Consider the following 19,676-nt stretch of genomic DNA (forward strand, 5'->3'; position numbering starts at 1 on the left):
GAAGCAAGGTGACTCGAACCCGGCATGGGCTGACGTCCGAGAGTCTACGCTCGGAGTCGATCGCTGTGATCATCAAATCGCCGACTCAGGAGAGATCTGAATGACGTACCTACGCATGGGTGCCGCCGTCGCCGCCACAGTGCTGCTGGTCGGCTGCTCGTCAGGCTCCGACTCCGCGGAGACCAGCGCGGCCACCTCGGCGGCCGCCACCCACCTCGGCCCCACCCTCTGCGGACGCACCGACGAGAGGGCTGCCGCCTGGCGTCGACGACAACACCGCCGCGACGGCCGGAGCGGGCCTGTCCCCCGACGGGCAAGCTGTGGATCGTGACGTATGGCAGCAGCACCAACCCGCTGGTCGCCACCGACGTCTCGGGCGATGGCCAGACCGTGACCGTGACCCTCGCGCAGCGTGACGCACCGGCCACGATGGACCTCGTCCCGACCACGTCGACCGTTGCGCTGCCTGCCGGCGTCGACGTCGAGGAGACCGTGACGGTGGTGCTCGGTGAGCTCGGCTCGGTCGAGCTCGGCGGCAAGACCGCTCCGGCCGGGGTCGTCTGGCTGCCGGCTCAGTAGCCCCTCACGCCGAGGCGAGGATCGCTTCGACGACTGCCGCGTCGTACCGGGAGACGTCGAGCTCCTCGCCGTACGTCGCCGTCAGGTTGATGCCGAGAACTGTGTTGACCAGGATCGCGGCTGTGACCTCGATGTCGCGCCCGCCCGTGATCTGACGATCGTCCCGGGCCTCCTTCAAGTGGGCCACGACCTGGTCGAACAGGCGACGGATCCGGTTGCTGAACGCCTCGGCAACGGACTCGTCGACCGCCGCGTGGTCTCGCAGCGCCGCCAGCACCTCGGCGGTGACCTTGCGTTCGCGATCGAGCGGCAGCATGCCGTTCATCAGCGTGCGCACCGCGTCGACGCCGCGCTGGGAGTCGTAGTCCTCACGTTCTGCGTGCTGGGCGAAACGCTGCACGATATCGGCGTCGAGAGCCAGCAGCACGTCGTCCTTGAACCGGAAGTACCGCCGTAACGCACCATTGGCCAGGCCACACTCATCGGCAAGCCGGCGCAGCGTCAGTGCCTCGCCGCCATGCGCCCCGATCAGCTGTCGAGCGCTCTGCACGATCTCGGCTCGCCGCTGGTCATGGTCGACAACTTTTGGCACGTTCTGCCCTTCGCTTCCGCAGGTGTCCTCGTACCGTCAACTGTCACACACGCCCAAAGGACACGGAGCGCGCCGATTGGGTGCAGACTTCCGTGCATGACTTCCGTGCTTCCGGACATCGACAGTGACCTGTCGACGATCGCCTTGCTGGTCGGATTCGCCCTCGCGCTCACGTCGATCCTGCTCAAGGTCGCCGCCCTCGGCATCATCCCCGGCAACCGGCGACCTTCGTCGGGCATGGCCTGGCTCATGGCGATCATGCTGAGCCCGTTGCTGGGTCTGGTGGCCTTCGGCTTCTTCGGCAACACCCGCCTGGGCCGCAACCGTCACCGACGCCAGCAGGAAGCGTTCAAGAACGTCGCAACCCACACCGAGGGCCTGATCGAGCCGGAAGGGGTCGACACGACACCGGCCGTCCGCACCGTCGTCCACCTCAACCGAGAGCTCAGCGCCTTGCCTGCCGTCAGCGGCAGCACCGTGGAGTTCATCGAGGACTACGAGACGTCGATCGCCAAGATGATCGAGACCATCGGCCAGGCCCGCAAGTTCGTCCACATCGAGTTCTACATCACGGCGCTCGACGAGATGACCAGCCCGTTGATCGACGCTCTCGAAGCAGCAGCGCAGCGCGGTGTCGCCGTGCGGATGCTGTTCGACCACCTCGGATCGCGCGGAATTCCGGGCTACGACCGTCTCATCGAACGGCTCGACGCCGGGCCGATCGAGTACCGGGTCATGCTGCCGATCAAGCCGCTGAAGGGCCGTTTCCGCCGTCCTGACCTGCGCAACCATCGCAAGCTGCTCGTCGTCGACGACGAGGTCGCGTTCACGGGCTCGCAGAACCTGACGGAACCGGGCTACAACAAGCCCAAGAACCACAAGCGAGGACGCAAGTGGGTCGAGCTGATGGTGCGGCTCGAAGGGCCAGTCGTAGCCGCCCTCGACGCAGTGTTCGCCTCCGACTGGTACGTCGAGACCGATGAGATGCTCGACGTCTCAGTGCCCGACAAGCAGACAGTCGCGGTCAGTCCGGGGTGCGTCAGCGACGTCACCTGCCAGCTGGTGCCGAGCGGCCCCGGATTCGTCGCCGAGAACAACCTGCGCATGTTCACGAGCCTGATCTACTCGGCGACCGACCGGATCTCTCTGACGAGCCCGTACTTCGTGCCGGACGAGTCCCTGCTCTACGCCGTCACGACCGCTGCCATGCGGGGCGTGCGCGTCGAGCTGTTCGTCAGCGAGGTGTCAGACCAGTTCATGGTCGGGCACGCCCAGGCCTCGTACTACCAGGCGCTCCTCGACGCCGGGGTGCGGATCTACCAGTACCCGGCCCCACTGATCCTGCACTCCAAGCACTTCACGATCGACGACTCCGTCGCCGTCATCGGCTCGAGCAACATGGACATGCGCTCGTTCGGGCCTCAACTACGAGATCTCGCTCATGATGCTGGGTCCCCAGGTGGTCACCCGGATCGCGCGCGGTCGAGGATCACTACCGCGCTGTCTCGTCCAAGCTGCTCTCCGAGGACTGGGCCACCAGGCCCAAACGCCTGCGATATGTCGACAACGTCATGCGGCTGACCTCCGCGCTGCAATGAGATCGCGAATCGCGCGTCATACATCGCGTCCTGCGACGTCTTACCTGGTGTGCAAGAGATTCTTCTGACCGGATTCGTCGCCGTCATCCTCATGAACACGGTCGTCGCCGCGCTGCTCGCTGCGCAGTACGTGAGCGAACGACGCCGCTGATCGTCAGCTGGGCCCGTACCGCGACACCAGGTGACCGAAGAAGTCGGCAGCCTCCTGCCGCGCGGCTGACTCATCGCGGTCAGCCCGCTCGGCAAACAGCTCGACGCCGTGCTCGAGCGCCTCGACGATGTAGGTCCGAAGCTCGCCCGGGACCTGTCCGACCCCCAGCTCGCGAGTCTCTGCCTTGCGGGCCACGAGGTCGGCGACGGCTCGCTGCACAGCCGCCGGAACTGAGGTCTCGCGGAGCAGCGTCGGCAGATCCATGGGTGGAACCGACTGCTCGGGATGCTCGACCAACCAGCGAACTGCCGCAGCTGGTCGCAGGGCGTAGAACAACGTCTTCAGGGGGATCTCGCCGGTCAACCCGTGCCGCGCTGCCTGGTGAGATCCGACATGAGCGTAGTGCCGTCCGATCGCCTGGCGATCCACGATCCGGTCCCCGAGCTCCACGAGCTCGTCTCGGAACTCTGCGTCTCCGTGGTAGATGCAGGGAGACCGGAGCCATTCGAGCGCGACGGCATTGCCCGCGACGAGCAGCTTCACGGCCTTGATCAAGTCCCAGCCGTTGACGTCGAGCACCGGGTCGAGCGGAGTCTCGATGACGTCGCGCGGCCGCCAGGGCGAGAGATAGCTTGCAGCGTCACGGACGAAGAAGAACCGGCAGTCGTAGTCGCTGTCCGGCGACGGGAAGCCCCACGCGCGGCTTCCGCTCTCGATGGCCCAAGGAATCTGGACCCGATGAGATACCGCCACGTCATCGAGTCGTGCATCGATCGGCTCGACCACTCGGTCGTCGAAGGCTGCAGGGAGCGCGCGCATCCATGCACCGTATCCGTCCGGGGGTAGGCTCGATTCATGATCCGCGTCCTTGCGGTGGCCGATGAAGAAGTTCCCGCGATGCGGTCGCGGGCCCGTGACGTGCGCGTCGACCTTGTCCTCGGCGCCGGCGACCTGCCGTGGGACTACCTCGAAGAGCTCGCCTCGATCGTCGATGCGCCAGCCGCATTCGTGCCGGGCAATCACGATCCGCAGATCTCTCCGGGCACGGCGTCCGGACCTCGGGGCGTGGTCAACCTCGACCGGCAGGTCATGCAGATCGGCGGTCTGCGTGTGGCCGGTCTGGGCGGCTGCGTCCGCTACAACGACGGATCGCACCAGTACACCCAACGCGAGTACGACGACAGAGCCGCTGAGCTCATCGCGCGAGCCACCACGGCCGGGTTCGACCGCGTCGACATCTTGCTGACCCACGCTCCCCCGCTGGGACTCGGCGACGAGCCCGAGCCCGCCCATCTCGGCATCGAGGCGCTGCACAGCGTCATCGAGACACTGCAGCCGACCTGGCACCTGCACGGTCACATCCATCCGTACGGAATGCTCAAGTCAGACCGGCACCTCGGCTCGACAACGATCCGCAATGTCATCCCGTGGCAGGTCATCGAGGTCGACCTGGCCCGTGTGGGGGAGCAGCTGACATGGTCAGGCAGCTCTGGATCGCCGCGGGTCGACGCCGAGAGCGACTTCATGCGTGCCCGCCGCCACCAGGTCCTGTCGAGCCTGGCGGCCAGGCTGCGCAACGACAGCGACGACGCGCAGGCCATGTCGTTCGACGAGGTCGTCGACGCCTTGGGACGACGCGCGGAGAACTACCTCGGCACCAAGCTCATCCCCCTCGACGCGATCGTCGGATCGGTCGACAAGGTGCGCGACTTCGACCGCCGGTTCCGCCCGACCTCGGCGCGCAGCCGACAGCGGTGGGAGCGGTTGTCGCGGGCGAGCCGCACGGGCGAGGAGATCCCGCCGATCGACGTCTACCAGGTCGGTGACTACTACTTCGTGCGTGACGGCCACCATCGCGTCTCGGTCGCCCGCAGCCTGGGGCTCGACGTCATCGAGGCTCGGGTCACCGCGATCGACACATTCCTCGCACCCGTCGACATCGCCGCTCGTTCGAACCTCGAGCTCAAGCACTGGCGCCGCATGCTGCTGCAGCGGGTACCGTTCACCGGTGAGGCCCGTGCCGCGGTGGCGGTCGACAACCCCTATGACTACGGCGCCCTGGCCGAGAGCATCGAGGCCTGGGCGACGAGGACCATGCATGCCGAAGGCGCCTACATGGATCCCGAGACCATGGCACGACGCTGGTACGAAGAAGAGTTCTGCCCGGTCGTCGACCTGATCGAGGAGGCCGGCGTCAGGGGTCCCGACGAGCGGCCTGCCGAGGCCTATCTCCGGGTCGCAGGCGAGCGTTTCCGGCTGATCCGTGAGCACGACTGGAATGAAGACGTCATGGCAGCGGTCAAGCGCAAGGGCAAGAAGCCGCCTCGCTAGACCATCCTCAACATGTTCAGGGTCGCCAGCGGTGGTTGGTCTGCCAGATGAGTGAGCCTGGTGCGCGGTACTCGATGCGGTCGGTAGCCGCGTTGAGCCTGATTGACCAGTCGTCGGTGTGAACGAGGCGGTGGTGGTGGGGGCAGATCAGCACCCCGTCATCCAGCTTCGTGGTCGATCCCTTCGACCACGGGGTTCGGTAGTGGTGCGCTTCTGATTGCTCGGGTGGCCGGTCGCAACCTGGGAAGGTGCAGCCATGGTCGCGGGCCGCGAGGGCCTGCTTTTGGGCTCTGGTGAACAACCGTTGTTCATGCCCATGATCCAGTGGCAACGACTTGCCGCCGAAGACTTGCGGGACGATCCCGAGGTTGCAGGCCATCAGTCGAGCTTGGGAGGCTGAGATGCGGGTGCCGGTCGACAAGGTCGCCGCCTTCACCCCATGTAGCAGGGTGTCGTAGTCGAGGCGGACCATCAGGGTGGCTCCGAGTCCGCTGCGACCTGGCAGCAGGTGCCCAGGAAGCCTGGAGCAGAGCTCGGCGAAGCCGACACCCATCCGGGTGCGCCAGTCGAGCTCACGGTCATAGAACGCATGCCCGGCCGTGTCGCTGGTCTTCTCACCGTCAGTGGCTTTCGCGTCAGCAGGTTCTGTTTTGGCGCCGGGGTGGTCGCGGAGGTGGTCGCGTTTGGGGGCGCAGATCGCCTTGATCGCCGCGTCCAACATCTCTGCTTGCGCATCAGGCAACCTGAACCCACCCGAGGTGGTGCCGTCGCCGTTGGCGTTCATCCAGAACTCCGACCGCCGCCACGCGGCCTTCTCCTCATCTTCGAGGTTCGTGTTTTCGTCCTGGTCGACCTCGGGGGCGGGTTTGAACTGGTCGGTGATCCGACGCGACCGTGACCGCAGATCCTTCAGGTTGAACTTCGGTGCGTCGTCGAGCAGTGCTTTCTCGCAGGCCTGCTTCTGCGCTGGTGTCACGTCATCAGGAAGATCGTTGACGGCATCGGCGATGATCCCGGCCTGCTTGGCACCAATCTGACCATCAGCAAGAGCTTCCTCAGTGGTGGGTGTGGTCTCTAACGCTTTGCCGCGGTGGACCATCGACTCGGCTTCACGCCGGTCACCACCAAACGCCGTCGCTAACAGAGCAGCCGTCGACGTCGCACCAGCCTCCTTCGCCAGACCAGAAGCCTCCAACACCCGGGCCGCAGCGAGCTGGTGGGCCTTCAACCGGGCCTCAGCCCGCATCATCCGGGTTGCCAGCCGACGCACCAGACCAGCCTCAAGACCCGCCCACCCACCAACCGGCATCGTGTCGAGGGCGTTCTCGATCGCCGTGACCCCACCCGACAACGGATCACGAAACGACACAAGAACAGCCGACACGAGATACGCCTTCCAGAGTGAGTTTGCGTATCGGAATCACTGCGATTCCGGCACACAAACCACTCTGCATGAAGGGTCAGACACCCAGATTTCGGTGAGCAAAGTTGTCCACAGCCAAGCTCTAGCCCGGCTCAGAGACCGACGGTGAGGTTCTCCCCCGTCGCCGGATCAAACAGGTGCATCTTGTCGGTGTCGATGAACAACGTCGCGTTGTCGTCCTCGGTCACGGTGCTGGCCGCATCGAGCGAGACGACGAGCTGGGTGCGCAGCGAATCGCTGTCGGACTCGCGTGCCAGCTCCTTCAGCTGGTCCTGCACCTTGGCTTCTGCCTCGTACGGGACGTACGCATACTGCTGGTCACCGAGCCACTCACGCACGTCGATGTGCGCCTCGAAGGTGCGCGACGTGTCGACGTGCCCTTCTTCGAGCACCGACACGTCCTCGAAGTGCTCCGGCCGAATGCCGGCCATGAGCAGTCCCTTGTCGGCGGTGCGTTGAGCCTTCTCGGAGTTCAGCGGGAACGTACCGAACGGCAACGTGACCTCGTTTCCTTCCACCGTGGCGGGCAGGAAGTTCATGGGCGGCGAGCCGATGAAGCCTGCCACGAACAGGTTGACGGGCTGTTCGTACAGCTCGCGCGGAGTCGCCAGCTGTTGCAGCACTCCCCGCTTCATCACCGCGACCCGGTCGCCGAGCGTCATCGCCTCGGTCTGGTCGTGCGTGACATAGACCGTCGTGATGCCGAGCTTGCTTCTGCAGCCGGGCGATCTCGGTACGCATCTGGCCGCGCAGCTTGGCGTCGAGGTTGGACAACGGCTCGTCGAACAAGAACGCCTGGGCGTCACGGACGATCGCGCGGCCCATCGCAACACGCTGGCGCTGACCGCCGGAGAGGTTGGCGGGCTTGCGCTGCAGGTGCTCGTCGAGATCGAGCGTCTTGCTCGCCGCCCGCACCTTCTCGTCGACCTCCTTGTCGCTCATCTTGGCCAGACGCAGCGGAAAGGCGATGTTCTCGTACACCGACAGGTGCGGGTACAGCGCGTAGTTCTGGAAGACCATCGACAGGTTGCGGTCGCGGGGCGCCAGGTCGTTGACCCGCTCGCCACCGATCAGCATGTCACCGGACGTGATGTCCTCGAGCCCGACGATCATGCGCAGCAGCGTCGACTTCCCGCAGCCCGACGGTCCGACCAGGATCATGAACTCGCCGTCTGCGACGTCAATGCTCACGTCGTTGACGGCCGGAAAGCCGTCGCCGTACTTCTTGACGATGTTCTTCATCTCGATGGCGGCCATGCGATCAACCCTTCACTGCGCCAGCGGTGAGGCCGGCGACGATCTTGCGCTGGAAAAACAGGACGAGGACGACGATCGGCACCGTGGCGACCACAGCACCGGCGGCCAGCAATGACGCCGGCCGGTTGAACGGATCAGGACCGACGAAGAACGAGAGTGCTGCGGGGATGGGGCGGGCCGCTTCGGTCGAGGTCAGCGAGATCCCGAACACGAAGTCGTTCCAGGCGAAGAAGAAGGTCAGGATCGCCGCGGTGAAGACACCCGGCGCCGCCAGCGGCACGATGACCTTGCGGAAGGCCTGCCACGACGTGGCACCGTCGACCTGCGCGGCCTGCTCCATCTCCCACGGGATCTCGCGGAAGAAGGCCGACAGCGTCCAGATCGCCAGCGGGAGCGTGAACGACATGTACGGGATGATCAGGCCGGGCCACGTGTCGTAGATGCCGAACGTCCGCCACATGTCGAACAGCGGGCCGACCAACGAGACCACCGGGAACATCGCGATCACCAGGGCAGTCGTCAAGACGAAGCGCTTGCCGACGAACTCCAGCCGCGCGATGGCATAGGCCGCGAGCGTCGCGAAGATGACCGACAGCAGCGTCGCGATCAAGGAGATGCCGATCGAGTTGAAGACCGCCCGTCGGAACTGGTCGTCCTTGAGGACGTCGACATAGTTCTGCCAGCCTGCGCCGCCGCCGCTGGACGGGAAGAAGCCGGGGCTGCCGATGGTGACGGCCTCCTGCGACTTGAACGACAGCGAGATGATCCACACGACCGGCAGCAGGCACCAGATCAGGATCATGGCGCATCCCAGCACCATGCCGATGCGATTGCGAAGGTCCTTGCTCATCTCAACCCTCCTGCCGTGCGTCGGCGAGATTGACTCGGAACAGCTTGACGATCACAAAGGCCACCACCAGCACCGACAGGAACAGCAGCACCGACAGTGCCGAGCCGATACCGAGCTGGAACTGCTCGATGACCTGGCGGTACGTCAGGAACGAGATCGACTCGGTCTTGTAAGCGCCGGCCGTCATCACGAAGATGTTGTCGAAGATCCGGTAGGCGTCGAGTGCGCGGAACAGCACCGCGACCATGATGGCGGCTCGCATGTTGGGCAGGATGACCCGGAACAGCCGCTGCCACCAGGTCGCGCCGTCGACCTTGGCGGCTTCCAGCATGTCTTCTGAGACCTGGGCCAGGCCGGCCAGCAACAGCAGCGACATGAACGGCGTCGTCTTCCAGATCTCCGAGGCCATGATGGCGACCATCGAAGACCAGTACTGGCCGAACCAGTTGAAGTCGTTGTCGACGAAAGGCAACCAGCTGTTGACGAAACCGTTGGTGTTGGAGAAAGCGAACTGCCACGCGAAGCCCGAGACGACGGTGATGACTCCGTAGGGAATCAGGATCGACGTTCGGATGAGCCCCCGGGCGAAGATGATCTTGTGCATCACCATCGCGAAGGCGAAACCGATCACGAGCTCGAACAGCACCGTGACGATCATGATCATGACGGTGTTGCCGGTGGTGCGCCAGAAGAGCTGATCGCTCAGCGCGGTCCAGTAGTTGGACAAGCCGATGAACTTCTTGTCGTCGGGCGCCGTCAGCGAGTAGTCGAACAGCGACAGGTACAGCGCCCGGAACATCGGGAACGCCGTCACGACGAGCATCAGGATGATGGCGGGTGCGACGAGCTTGCGGCCCAGCGAGTTCTCGGCCCGCGAGCGGTCGGACATCTCACCCTTGACGTTCGAGTTGGTGCTCACAACAGTGCCTTCCCGCTCAGGACGGCCTTGAGGAAGTCAGCCGATTGTTCTGGCGTCGAGTCGGGGTTGACCGAGGTCGGCGAATGCCATCTGGCCTGCACTGCGCTGGACACCTGGCTGTAGAAGGCGGTCTGTGGCCTCGGGCCCCCGGTGTCGACGCTCTCGCTGAACAGCTGAAGCAGATCGGCGGGATAGGCGTCCTTCAGCTCTGCCGAGTCGTACACCGACTGCCTCGACGGCATGAGTCCGTTGTTGACCGCCAGCGCTGTCTGTGCCTTGGCGCTCGTGACGCACACGGCGGCCTCCTGGGCCAGACCGACGTGCTCGGAGAAGGCGCCGACGCCGATGTCGATACCGCCGATCGGCGGCTTGGACTCCTCGTCGGCGACGGTGCGGGGGTAACGCACCCACCCGAGGTCGTCGAGTCCGGCCTTGTCGGCCGGGCCGCCGGGCTTCCCGACCAGGCCTTCGTAGTTCTTGTAGGCGAAGGTCCAGTTGACCATGAACTCGCCAGCGCCCTTCGCGGGGAACATGGCACCCAGGCTCGTGCCCTCGTTGGAGGTCGAGAGGTCAGGTTGCGCAGCCGAGGAGTCGGCGAGCTGCTGGATGACCGTGGCGGCATCCTTGCCCGCAGCCGAGTCGATCGTGACCTTGGCATCGCGGCCGTCCTCGACCGTGGCGGGGTCGAGGATGTTGCCACCGGCACTTTGGATCAACGAGTTGATCCACACGACGTAGCCCTCGTACTTGCTGGCCTGGACGCCGACCGTGCCGTCGTTGTCCGAAGCCGCTTTGATGACCTGCTCCCAGGTCACCGGCTGGGTCATGTCGAGTCCCGCAGCCTCGGCCAGCGACTTGCGGAACCACAGCACCTGGGTGTTGGCCCACTGTGGCGCCACCACGACTTCGTCCTTCCAGGTCGCCGACGCAGCAGCTCCCTTCAGCACGTCGTCGTCGAGCACCTTGTCGGCGAGCTCGCCCTTGAACGGGGCGAGCCACTTGGCGCTGGCGAACTCGGGCACGAACACCGGATCGAGGCTCATCAGGTCGGTCGAGCTGTCCTTGGCCGCGAGCCTGCGTGCCAGCTGGGTGCGCTGGTCGGTCGCGCTGGACGGTAGCAGCTGGACCGAGATGTCGTAGTCGTCCGTGCTGCAGTCCTTGGCGAGCTGCTGGACCGTCTCCTGGGCATCAGGATTGATGTACCAGTTCAACGTCGGCTTGCCGCCGCTCGATCCACAGGCTGCCAGAACGCTCATGGAAAGTGCCGCGGCGATCGTGCCAGCGGCCACTCTGCGAACCGGTCGTACGGGCATTGCTCCCCCTGAATCAATCCTGTGGCAGCACCTCTGTGACACCACTCACAGGATCATTTCGAAGGTAGACCTGTCCCGGGGCTCCCGCAACCGCTGGAGGTCAGGCTGTCACGCCCTGCCTGTCCCAGCGGAAAAAGTCAGTTCCTGCTTTCGCCTTCGTCGGCACTCGGGGACTGCTACGTTCCCGGCGTGACTCATCCCGAGACCTCCCTGCCAGCAGACGAGATCACCACCTTCGATCCTGTGCTGGACCGGCTCACCGCAGCAGTGGATCGACTTCACCGCAACGCGTTGCTGACGTTCCTGGCAGCAGGACTGGCTCTACTGATCAGCCTGTGGACCCTCTACCAGGTGTCATCGCATGCCACCGAGATCGTGATCGAGCACGACAAGTCGATCACAGTCTTCTTGTTCGAGCTGTTGCGGACCACGGCCTTCGCGGGCGTCGTGACCGCTGGCGTGTGGGGACTGTTCAACCTCGGACGGGCACAGCTCGACCAGGCGACCCGCTACGAGAAGCGGCTGATCGCGGCGCACTTCTTGAACTACACGCTCGCGACGTACGGCCAGGAGATCCGCGACGAGAAGATGCAGCTGTCGGACGTGATGTCGTTCCTGAAGTCGTGGAGCGAGAACGTCGAGTCGGCCTTCACGAATCTCAAGTTCGGCAGCCGGAAGACGCAGGACTTCTCGATCTCCGTCGGACCCGGTGGCACGAGTGTGACGACCGGTGCGGCCAAGGCCCACGTCCCGGCACCGCCGGCTGGCGGCGACAATTAGGGACGGTCACCCGCCGCGGGTGATCCCGCCGCTGTCCGATCCTGCGCATGATGAGGCCTCACCTGTTCAGGAGGCCCTGATGGATGCTGCCCGGATCCTCCTGCTGGCAGCAATCTGCGTGCTCGCCTACGTCAGCGGCGAGCTGTTGGCACGGCGACACGTGCCGCGTCTTCCGGTGTATCTCGGCGTCGGCGCGCTGGCCGGCCTGGCGATCACCACGGCCGTCGATGCCGCGGACGTGGCCTTCCCACATGTGTCGTCGGTGGCTCTCGGAGTCATCGGCTTCGTCGCAGGAAGCCACCTCGTGTGGCCCGCGATCCGTCCCCAGGTGCGGACGATCGGGCTGCAGGTCGTCGCGATGAGCATCACCGTGCCGCTGTTCACGGCCGGGATCGTCGCCTTCGTGCTGCGCGAGCAGGATGCCACCGTGACCACAGCTGCGGCGGTGCTGACCGGGACCATCATGCTGGCCCTGTCGCCGCCCGAGGCGATCGCCGTCATCTCGGAGTCGCGAGCCGCCGGCCGTTCACCCGGCTCGTCCTGGGCGCAACAGTCGTCATGGACGTCGTCGTGGTCGTGGCGTTCTCGATCGCCCTCACGGTCGCCAACGCCCTGCTCGGCGAGGGTGTGTCTCTCGGCAGCCTGCTCGCGGGCGTCAGCGTCGGGCTGGTGCTGTCGTTGCTCGCGGGCGCCGTCGTGGGCGGGCTTCTCATCCAGGTCGTGCGCCGCACTGGCGGTGTCCCGGGCGCTGCGGTGCTGATCGTCCTGGTCGCTGTGACCAGCGTCTGGCTGGCCGTCGTGTCAGCACGCTGGGCCGAGGAGCAGCTCGACGTCCATGCCGAGGTCGAGTCGCTGTTGGTCGCCATGATCGCCGGAGTCATCGTGGGCAACACCAGCGCAGAGAATCGCTTCGCGGCGATCCTCGAACGGCTCGGTCCCCCGGTCTACGTCGTGTTCTTCACGCTCACGGGGCTCGGTCTGCACCTCGATGCGCTCCTGGGAGCAGCAGTGCCGGCCGCGCTGCTGTGGGCCGTGCGTGGCGCCGGCCTGTGGACGGGCTCACGAGCAGCCATGACGATCGCCGGTGAGGACAAGCAGGTGCGCAAGGTGGCATGGAAGGCCTTCGTGCCCCAGGCCGGGATCGCGCTGGCGCTGGCAGCGACGGTCGCCGAGACCTACCCCAAGTTCGGCGCCACGATGGCGACGGTCGTGATTGGCACCGTCGTCCTGAACGAGGCGATCGGACCGTTCTTCCTCCGCTCGGCGCTCGAAGCCGTCGGCGAGACGGACTCCGAATCCGAACCCTCACACTGACGTCCCGTCGACCTATGCCTCAGTCGGAGGCCCGGTCCGCACCGGCGGGCGACGAGAGCACCTCCAGCACCACGAGCAGCACCCCCGTCGCCGCTACGAACAGCAGCGCCGTCGTCCCGGTCGGGTGGTCCTGCGCGAGGTAGAGCACCGCCGCTGCGCCGATCAGGCCGACGCGGATCGGGCCGCGGTACTCCGCGAGGACGACACCTGCATGCCCGGTGCCGAGTCCGACGCCTTCCCTGCCACGTCGGGCCGCGTCGAACGCTCTGCCGAGGTGTCGTCTGGCGGCAGCGCCCGAGCCGTGGCCGGAGCTCAGCCAGGCACCGACCGCGACGGCGAGCGCCATGACCAGCACACCGCGCAGAGCGAACCGGATGAACGAGACCAGCTGTCGTATACCGCCCCGGCCGCCGCTGGGGGAGCTGCTGGCTGGCAAGGCATCGAGGTACATCGGTCGGATGAGGTTGAGCGCCGCCCCGAGCAGCAGCATCGATGCTGCCACGGCGAGTCCGGCAGCCAGAAGGGCGCGCGAACGGTCGCGCGCGACGAGGACGGCTGCCGCGATCAGGCCAAGTACTGCCACGACGAGAACGACCGCTAGACCGTCGATGAGGTTGACGACGCGTTGGATCGTGGACAGGTCGTCGGACTGGAGCAGTGGAAAGGACGCTTCGACCTCGGGGATCTGTTCGGCCAGGCCGAAGCCGGCCTCGGCCAGCTGTCCCTTCACTGCGTTGATCAGGGTCGCGAGGTTGACGGTCACCGTCCCCTGATCGACCTCGACCGTGTCACCGGTGTCACCCGTCAGCACGGCGACGAGCTCGCTGTGGGCAGTGCGATTGGCCTCCCGCCAGGCCTCCGCAAAGCTGTCGGACCGGATCAGCTCGACGACCCCGGTCGCTGACGAAGCTTACGGACTCCGTCAGCCAGCGGCCCCGCAAACGCTCGCAAGGTCGACGCGGCAGCGGGCGGCAGACCTGGTCGATCCAAGGCTGTGACGAGCTCGTCGGCGGCAGCATCGAGGTCGACATAGGTGAAGATGACCTGTTCGATGCGCACGGCGATCGCGTCCTGCACGTCGGGATCGTTCGCGAGTGGTGCGACGGTCTCGAGGTATCGGTCGGTGTCCTGGATCTGACCGTCGGCCCAGGTGGCAAGCACCGCCAGCGGAGCCAGCAATGCCGCCACCGTGATGAGCAGCCCGGAGACGACGGGGCGCCATGAACCTCGACGTGCCTCGCCGTCACGAGGAGAGTCTCGTGGGGTCGTGCTCAGGGGAGCTGGGCATGGTCCACGATGAGCCAGCAGCGGGGCTCCCAACGTCACCCGCAAGGGGTGACGTGCGCGGCGGGCCAGGCGCGCATGGTGGTGCCCTGACCGCACCTGTCAACGAATCGAGCCACTCATGTCGAGAAGCTGCGTACGAGATCCGAGCAGTGGGCGAGGTCCCGGCAGCAGCTGCTCGAGGACTTCGAGGGAGTCAGCGTCACGATCGACGTCACCGGCAGCACGATTCGGGCGGACCTGGCCGACGAATCGCAGCTGCACGGCGTGCTGGACGCCTTGCGTCGAGAAGGCTTCCTGCTGATCGACGTGCGTCGTGAGAGCGACCTCGACGCAGGTCTGCGGAACGAGGAGGAGTAACGACCTGTCAATCGATATGCCGATATACGAACTCGCGTCTTGCGCTCAAGTCCGAACCGGTCGACACTGATTCTGCGTTGGCTTTCGAGTAAGAAACCATGAGGGTCAACGCATCGAGCACGCCGCGGAAGCTAGGCCGGTCTGGGGTGGCGGTAGCCCCGCAAGGCTCTCCCCGGCGTGAGGGAGGGAGTCCCATGGCGCGCGGCGACAACAGCGGACCTGACAGCGCCATCGCGCCGGTTCCGTCGGTCGACGCCTTCCTCGACGCCAAGCTGCATCGCCCCGCGAGCCGCCCGCAGACCGGTCTACGCCGGCCCCGGCTCCTCGCGAAGGTGGAGACCACTCTCGACCACTCCGTCACGCTGATCGCCGCGCCCGCGGGATACGGCAAGACGATCCTGTTGACCCGAGTGGCTCGCCGAAGCGTCGGTCGAGACGGCGTGGATATCTCTCGACCCTGGCCAACCACCCTGGACGGCTGTGGGCCCATGTCACGACCGCAGTCGAACGCGCCGGGCTCCCGGTGGGAACGAGCCGCTCCTTCCGACGAAAACGCGATGACAACACCGCGCCCGGCACGGTGCTGCCCCGTATCGTCGACGCTTTCAGTGCCAGCACCGAGACATCGTGCTGGTGCTCGACGACTTCCACGTCATCCGCGACGCTGCGTGCCACCGGCAGGTCGAGTTCCTGATCGAGCACCTCCCACCCCGGGCCCACCTGGTGATCCTGACGCGTTCCGATCCAGGTCTCCGTCTCGGCCGGCTGCGGGCCTCAGGGGCGCTGGCGGAGATCCGCGCGGAGGACCTAGCTTCACGGCGGCCGAGGCAGAGGCGCTGTTCACCCGGGAACCTGCGACTCGACCGCCACCTCCGTCTCGATGCTGATGGACCGCACCGAGGGGTGGCCCGCAGGCCTCTACCTGGCGTCGCTGTCGCTGGCCGGGACACCAGCACCCGGATGCCTTCGTGAGCGAGTTCAGCGGCGACAACCGTTATGTCGGCGACTACCTGACGGAAGAGGTGCTGAGCCGTCACCCGGCGGAGGTCCGCGACTTCATCATCCGTGTGTCGATCCTCGACCGGTTCTCGGCAGCACTGTGCGACGACGTGCTCGAGCTCAGCAGGTCGGCGACCATCCTGCGTGACCTCGAACGGGCCAACCTGTTCCTAGTGCCACTCGACGACGAGGGCCGTTGGTACCGGTTCCATCCCCTGTTCGCCGCGGTCGCCCGGGCCGAGCTCGAGGTCAGTCATCCCGACGACGTCCGCCGCATGCACCACCGCGCGGCGCGATGGTTCAGCCAGAACGGGAACATCGACGAGTCGATCAAGCACTCGATCGCTGCGGGTGACCAGCCCGCAGCCGCCCGCCTGGTGCAGCAGCACTGGCTCCAGTACGTCGACGCCGGCCGGATCGCGACAGTCCAGTACTGGTTGCACGCCATCGGGTCACCTGAGGACCCACCAGATCCCGCGACGACCGTGACGGCCGCCTGGTTGGCTGCGATGACAGGCGACGCAGGCCGACGCTGGGCGAACGTCTCACCGCCTTGAGGGCCTTCAACGCGCACGGCCCGTTGCCAGACGGCTCGCAGTCAGTCGAGTCGGCGATCGCCATGATCAACGGACTCTTCGGCTACGGCGGCCCGTCGCAGATGCTGCACGGCGCCGAGCGAGCCGTGACGCTGGAGACTGACCGCAGCTCGCCCTTCTACGCCCTGGCCCAGGTCACGTTGGGCCACGCCGACGTGTCGTCGGCGACCTCGATCGCTCGCTACCGGCGCTGTCGAACGTCTCCACAGTGACCGCGCACCGGTCATCGTCCGAGCCTGGGGCTCGCGACCGAGTCGCTCGTGGAGAACGAGCGCGGGAACTCGGCCCGCAGCCGAGAGTGTGCCGAGCTGGCCGTCGAGCTGTTGGACCGGCACGGTCTCGCGCACGATCGGCCAGGCGTCACTGGTCTACACAGCTCCCGGGCAGGCGCATGCCGCCGCCGGGCAGCTCCACCAGGCGCTCGGCACGCTGGAGCTCGGCCTCGTCCTGCGTCGCACGACCTCGTCGCACGGCCCGTGGGCCACGAACCACCACCTGCTCATCCACGCCCGGGTTGCAGCCGAGGCCGGACGCCCAGCTTGCGAAGGCAGCTCTCGACGACGTCGACTTACGGTTGCGGCGGTGCTGACCGGCATGACAGCGATGCGAGCCCGCCTGGAGCGGCACGCCGCCACCTCGGCGCCCACAGCAACCGGCCGCTCAGGGCGAACCGCTGACGGGCCGGAGATCGACATCCTGCGACTCCTCCAAGGCAGCATGAGCCTGCACGAGATCGCCAACGGCTTTTCTCTCCTTCAACACCGTCAAGACACACTCTCGCGCGGGCGCTCACCGCAGTCTCGCCGTGCACACCCGAGCCGAGGCAGTTGCTGTCGGCCGCGAGCAGGGCCTGGTCGCAGCAGATCGCTCATCTCACCCGGGTGAGATGACTCGAAGGGTGACGCCGCTCTCACCATGACGCGCACGTCAATGGAGGTCACACCCCGTCACGCCCACTGGGAGGGCCATGCGCCGACCATCAGACTCCATCAGTGCTGACGCTGCGCCAGCGGAGGCCGCTCGCCGTTCGGCCGTCGTCGAGATCCTGCCGGACGGCACGCTGGCAGCACCGCTGATCGCGGCGACCGACGCCGTGGAGGCGGCTGGGCGGCTGCGACGCTCGGGACCCGCGTCGATTCCAGCCGACCTCGACGCCAACCTGGGCGAGCTGCAGGCCGCTCACGGTCACCTGCACGAGGCGGCGCAGACCCTGACCCAGGGGATGCGTGGCGGGCGTGCCGCAGCTGACCCTGACCGTTGTGCAGGTCAGCTGGCGCTCGTCGAGGCCTTCCAAGGCGAGCTCCGCCAGGCGCAGGCCCATGCCGACCTCGCCCTGCTGACCGTGAGCATCGTGGTGAGCACCGCTCCGCGCAGGGCGTCCAGCACGCCCGCCTGGGCCCGCGCCGGGGTGCACCTCTGAACGGGCGGAGCACGACGAGTGCCACCGCCTCCTGGATCTCGTCCCGGCGCCGCTCCGGAGGCCGCCACCCTCGTGGTTCGGTATCGCGCTGCACCTGCTGGCGGCCCCCGCCTCATGATCGTGAGCGAGACGGCCCGATGCGGCTGCACGCCTGCTCGCCCACACCTGCCCACGACCGGCACGAAGCACGCACGGGCTCGGCCCACGGCGTGCTGACAGCGGCCCATGCCAAGGCGCTCGTCGCTGCTGGGGAGTCACGCAGGGCGCTGGCGGCCCTGACCCCGCTGCCGCCCGGCGCCGAGGTGGAGGCGACGGTGGCCATGGCGGTAGGACGCCAGGCGATCGGCCGACGTCAGGGCGCCGGTGCGGTGCTGAGCAGCGTCGTCGACGGGCTCGAGCAGGCACCGCTCGGCCTGCAGATACGCTCCTGGATCCTCGAGGCCCGCATCGCCGACCAGCAAGGGCACCCGACCCGGAGCCACTCGCTCGTCGAACGGGCATTGCAGGCCGCCTCACCTGACGGCTTGCGCGCACCGCTGCTGTGGGACTGGTCCTGGCTGCGCACCCTTCGTCGAACGAGCAACCCGGTCCTGCTGCACACGTATCGCGGCGTCCTGACGGGGCTGCACGAGGCGACCGCGATCAGGCCTCCACGGTCTGAGCCGACGCTCACCCCGCCCGGCGCTCCTGCTGATGCCGTGGCGGTTGCGCTCACCGAACGTGAGGTGCAGGTGCTCGAGCTGCCTCGCCAGATGTGCTCCACCGACGAGATCGCACGAGCGCTCTACGTCTCGGCCAACACCGTCAAGACGCACGTCAAGGGGATCTTCGCGAAGCTGTGCGTCAATCGCCGTGTCGACGCAGTACGGCGAGGGCGGCAGCTACTGCTCTGACAGCCTCGAACACCAGGACGCTGCACCGAGCCGCCGGACCCGGTGGGATGCTGGCACCGCAGTCGGTGCAGGTGCGCAACTGGTGCAGGCTGGCCGGCCATCGTCACGACCTTGACGTGCGGTCGATCCGGGTGTGAAGCAGTGCAATCCGCTGAGGTGCTGCACCAGGTGCGGCCTGACCTCCCCGGCGATCCGGGACCTCGTACACGTCGACCTCGTCGACCGTCCCCGGCAACCCGGTGGAGCTCGTCGATCCGTAGTCCGAGGGCCTGCAGGCGTTCGAAGAAGTCGTCGAGCTGTGCAGCGCTCCTGATCTGCTGGCGCAGCGCAGTCTGTCCGCCCGTGATCTGCGTCGGCAGCTGAGGAAATCGTGTGCGCGAACGAGTCGGACGCACTGGCTGCGAGCTCGACCTCGTAGAGCGATTCGGGGCCGTCAGCTGGGCGTGATGCTCCATCTGACCACGGTGCCCGCGGCGCCCCGCCGACACGTCACCCCCGACGGGTGAGGTCCGCTGGCCACGACCTCCCGATGCTGGGGGCACATCCCCGAACAGAGGAGCCCGAGATGGCGACGCAGCAGCTCAGCAGACAGTGGCACGCAGTACCTGCCCGCCGCGGGAGCGGCTGGTACGGCTGGATCTTCTTCGCCGCGACCATGATGGTGATGCTCGGCATCTTCCATGCGATAGCGGGCCTCGTGGCGCTCTTCAACGACGAGTACTTCCTGGTCTCGTCGGGCGGCCTGGTCGTCGAGGCCGACTACACCGCATGGGGGTGGGTGCACCTGCTGCTCGGCATCCTCATCGCGGCAGCCGGCGCAGCGTTGTTCGCCGGTGCCACCTGGGCACGAGTTCGTGGCGATCGTCGTGGCGATGCTCAGCGCGGTCGTCAACCTGGCGTTCCTGTCGGCATATCCCGTGTGGTCGGCGATCATGATCACGGTCGACATCCTCGTGATCTACGCGGTGGCGACGCACGGCGACCCAGCTGGAGTGGGACTGACCACTCGACCAGATC

At 66.6% G+C, this 19,676-nt stretch carries 21 protein-coding genes and 1 pseudogene; 12 read left to right on the forward strand and 10 right to left on the reverse strand.

What is annotated here, in order from left to right; genetic code table 11:
* Window positions 1–100: 100 nt before the first annotated feature.
* A complete protein-coding gene (locus ACHMWU_RS19490; RefSeq protein WP_396046081.1) occupies window positions 101–331 on the forward strand; it encodes a hypothetical protein in 231 nt (76 codons plus the stop codon).
* The gene (locus tag ACHMWU_RS19495) at window positions 328–579 is read left to right on the forward strand and encodes a hypothetical protein (RefSeq protein WP_396046083.1); all 252 of its coding nucleotides are present in this window, start codon (window positions 328–330) and stop codon (window positions 577–579) included. The genes ACHMWU_RS19490 and ACHMWU_RS19495 overlap by 4 nt, the downstream gene beginning before the upstream one ends.
* A gap of 4 nt (window positions 580–583) precedes the next feature.
* On the opposite strand, the gene ACHMWU_RS19500 is transcribed toward ACHMWU_RS19495, so the two are convergent.
* Entirely contained in the window at window positions 584–1,171 is a 588-nt protein-coding gene (locus ACHMWU_RS19500) for a TetR/AcrR family transcriptional regulator (RefSeq protein ID WP_396046085.1), read from the reverse strand.
* Window positions 1,172–1,267: 96 nt separating this feature from the next.
* Between ACHMWU_RS19500 and ACHMWU_RS19505 the strand changes: the two genes are divergently transcribed.
* Window positions 1,268–2,752 (forward strand): phospholipase D-like domain-containing protein, encoded by a 1,485-nt coding sequence (locus tag ACHMWU_RS19505; RefSeq protein ID WP_396046087.1) that lies wholly within the window; start codon window positions 1,268–1,270, stop codon window positions 2,750–2,752.
* Between the two features lie 171 nt (window positions 2,753–2,923).
* On the opposite strand, the gene ACHMWU_RS19510 is transcribed toward ACHMWU_RS19505, so the two are convergent.
* Complete coding sequence (locus ACHMWU_RS19510) at window positions 2,924–3,739, reverse strand: DNA polymerase beta superfamily protein (protein WP_396046089.1); 816 nt, start codon at window positions 3,737–3,739, stop codon at window positions 2,924–2,926.
* 36 nt (window positions 3,740–3,775) lie between these two features.
* Between ACHMWU_RS19510 and ACHMWU_RS19515 the strand changes: the two genes are divergently transcribed.
* Window positions 3,776–5,251, forward strand: coding sequence for a metallophosphoesterase (locus tag ACHMWU_RS19515; protein ID WP_396046091.1), 1,476 nt, complete (start codon window positions 3,776–3,778; stop codon window positions 5,249–5,251).
* Window positions 5,252–5,267: 16 nt separating this feature from the next.
* Here the strand turns inward: ACHMWU_RS19515 and ACHMWU_RS19520 are convergent, their stop codons facing one another.
* From ACHMWU_RS19520 to ACHMWU_RS19540, 5 genes and pseudogenes are all read right to left on the reverse strand, one after another.
* Window positions 5,268–6,635 (reverse strand): DUF222 domain-containing protein, encoded by a 1,368-nt coding sequence (locus ACHMWU_RS19520; RefSeq protein ID WP_396046093.1) that lies wholly within the window; start codon window positions 6,633–6,635, stop codon window positions 5,268–5,270.
* A 131-nt stretch (window positions 6,636–6,766) separates the two neighbouring features.
* Window positions 6,767–7,931, reverse strand: a pseudogene (locus ACHMWU_RS19525) (ABC transporter ATP-binding protein).
* Between the two features lie 4 nt (window positions 7,932–7,935).
* Window positions 7,936–8,781 (reverse strand): carbohydrate ABC transporter permease, encoded by an 846-nt coding sequence (locus ACHMWU_RS19530; RefSeq protein WP_396046095.1) that lies wholly within the window; start codon window positions 8,779–8,781, stop codon window positions 7,936–7,938.
* A 1-nt stretch (window position 8,782) separates the two neighbouring features.
* Window positions 8,783–9,700 (reverse strand): carbohydrate ABC transporter permease, encoded by a 918-nt coding sequence (locus tag ACHMWU_RS19535; protein ID WP_396046097.1) that lies wholly within the window; start codon window positions 9,698–9,700, stop codon window positions 8,783–8,785.
* Entirely contained in the window at window positions 9,697–10,956 is a 1,260-nt protein-coding gene (locus ACHMWU_RS19540) for an extracellular solute-binding protein (protein WP_396046099.1), read from the reverse strand. Before ACHMWU_RS19540 ends, ACHMWU_RS19535 begins: the two co-directional genes overlap by 4 nt.
* 246 nt (window positions 10,957–11,202) lie before the next feature.
* Between ACHMWU_RS19540 and ACHMWU_RS19545 the strand changes: the two genes are divergently transcribed.
* Window positions 11,203–11,793 (forward strand): hypothetical protein, encoded by a 591-nt coding sequence (locus ACHMWU_RS19545; RefSeq protein ID WP_396046101.1) that lies wholly within the window; start codon window positions 11,203–11,205, stop codon window positions 11,791–11,793.
* Between the two features lie 576 nt (window positions 11,794–12,369).
* Window positions 12,370–13,107, forward strand: a complete 738-nt coding sequence (locus tag ACHMWU_RS19550) for a hypothetical protein (RefSeq protein ID WP_396046103.1) — start codon at window positions 12,370–12,372, stop codon at window positions 13,105–13,107.
* Window positions 13,108–13,126: 19 nt separating this feature from the next.
* Here the strand turns inward: ACHMWU_RS19550 and ACHMWU_RS19555 are convergent, their stop codons facing one another.
* Window positions 13,127–13,918 carry a hypothetical protein gene (locus ACHMWU_RS19555; protein WP_396046105.1) on the reverse strand — a complete coding sequence of 264 codons (792 nt, stop codon included), beginning with the start codon at window positions 13,916–13,918 and terminating at the stop codon, window positions 13,127–13,129.
* A 68-nt stretch (window positions 13,919–13,986) separates the two neighbouring features.
* A complete protein-coding gene (locus tag ACHMWU_RS19560; RefSeq protein WP_396046107.1) occupies window positions 13,987–14,439 on the reverse strand; it encodes a hypothetical protein in 453 nt (150 codons plus the stop codon).
* A 939-nt stretch (window positions 14,440–15,378) separates the two neighbouring features.
* On the opposite strand from ACHMWU_RS19560, the gene ACHMWU_RS19565 reads away from it, so the two are divergent.
* From ACHMWU_RS19565 to ACHMWU_RS19590, 6 genes are all read left to right on the forward strand, one after another.
* On the forward strand, window positions 15,379–15,723 hold the full coding sequence (locus tag ACHMWU_RS19565) for a hypothetical protein (protein ID WP_396046109.1): 345 nt from the start codon (window positions 15,379–15,381) through the stop codon (window positions 15,721–15,723).
* Window positions 15,720–16,307 carry a hypothetical protein gene (locus ACHMWU_RS19570; RefSeq protein WP_396046111.1) on the forward strand — a complete coding sequence of 196 codons (588 nt, stop codon included), beginning with the start codon at window positions 15,720–15,722 and terminating at the stop codon, window positions 16,305–16,307. Before ACHMWU_RS19565 ends, ACHMWU_RS19570 begins: the two co-directional genes overlap by 4 nt.
* The gene (locus ACHMWU_RS19575; protein WP_396046113.1) at window positions 16,304–16,558 is read left to right on the forward strand and encodes a hypothetical protein; all 255 of its coding nucleotides are present in this window, start codon (window positions 16,304–16,306) and stop codon (window positions 16,556–16,558) included. Before ACHMWU_RS19570 ends, ACHMWU_RS19575 begins: the two co-directional genes overlap by 4 nt.
* 88 nt (window positions 16,559–16,646) lie before the next feature.
* Entirely contained in the window at window positions 16,647–17,231 is a 585-nt protein-coding gene (locus tag ACHMWU_RS19580; protein ID WP_396046115.1) for a hypothetical protein, read from the forward strand.
* Window positions 17,232–17,313: 82 nt separating this feature from the next.
* Window positions 17,314–17,766: a hypothetical protein gene (locus ACHMWU_RS19585; protein ID WP_396046117.1), complete on the forward strand. Its 453-nt coding sequence runs from the start codon at window positions 17,314–17,316 to the stop codon at window positions 17,764–17,766.
* A gap of 137 nt (window positions 17,767–17,903) precedes the next feature.
* Window positions 17,904–18,659 (forward strand): LuxR C-terminal-related transcriptional regulator, encoded by a 756-nt coding sequence (locus ACHMWU_RS19590; RefSeq protein WP_396046119.1) that lies wholly within the window; start codon window positions 17,904–17,906, stop codon window positions 18,657–18,659.
* 433 nt (window positions 18,660–19,092) lie between these two features.
* On the opposite strand, the gene ACHMWU_RS19595 is transcribed toward ACHMWU_RS19590, so the two are convergent.
* The gene (locus tag ACHMWU_RS19595) at window positions 19,093–19,608 is read right to left on the reverse strand and encodes a hypothetical protein (RefSeq protein ID WP_396046121.1); all 516 of its coding nucleotides are present in this window, start codon (window positions 19,606–19,608) and stop codon (window positions 19,093–19,095) included.
* Window positions 19,609–19,676: the final 68 nt, after the last annotated feature.

Origin of the sequence: Aeromicrobium sp. UC242_57 (assembly GCF_044452305.1) — a bacterium.
GTDB lineage: Bacteria > Actinomycetota > Actinomycetes > Propionibacteriales > Nocardioidaceae > Aeromicrobium.

Excerpts from the sequence above, each read along its gene's own strand:
- ACHMWU_RS19505 (WP_396046087.1), top strand. The coding sequence starts at position 1,268 with ATGACTTCCGTGCTTCCGGACATCGACAGTGACCTGTCGACGATCGCC.
- ACHMWU_RS19590 (WP_396046119.1), top strand. The coding sequence starts at position 17,904 with ATGCGGCTGCACGCCTGCTCGCCCACACCTGCCCACGACCGGCACGAA.
- ACHMWU_RS19515 (WP_396046091.1), top strand. The coding sequence starts at position 3,776 with ATGATCCGCGTCCTTGCGGTGGCCGATGAAGAAGTTCCCGCGATGCGG.
- ACHMWU_RS19595 (WP_396046121.1), bottom strand. The coding sequence starts at position 19,608 with ATGTCGACCGTGATCATGATCGCCGACCACACGGGATATGCCGACAGG.
- ACHMWU_RS19530 (WP_396046095.1), bottom strand. The coding sequence starts at position 8,781 with ATGAGCAAGGACCTTCGCAATCGCATCGGCATGGTGCTGGGATGCGCC.
- ACHMWU_RS19585 (WP_396046117.1), top strand. The coding sequence starts at position 17,314 with ATGCGCCGACCATCAGACTCCATCAGTGCTGACGCTGCGCCAGCGGAG.
- ACHMWU_RS19510 (WP_396046089.1), bottom strand. The coding sequence starts at position 3,739 with ATGCGCGCGCTCCCTGCAGCCTTCGACGACCGAGTGGTCGAGCCGATC.
- ACHMWU_RS19490 (WP_396046081.1), top strand. The coding sequence starts at position 101 with ATGACGTACCTACGCATGGGTGCCGCCGTCGCCGCCACAGTGCTGCTG.
- ACHMWU_RS19540 (WP_396046099.1), bottom strand. The coding sequence starts at position 10,956 with ATGAGCGTTCTGGCAGCCTGTGGATCGAGCGGCGGCAAGCCGACGTTG.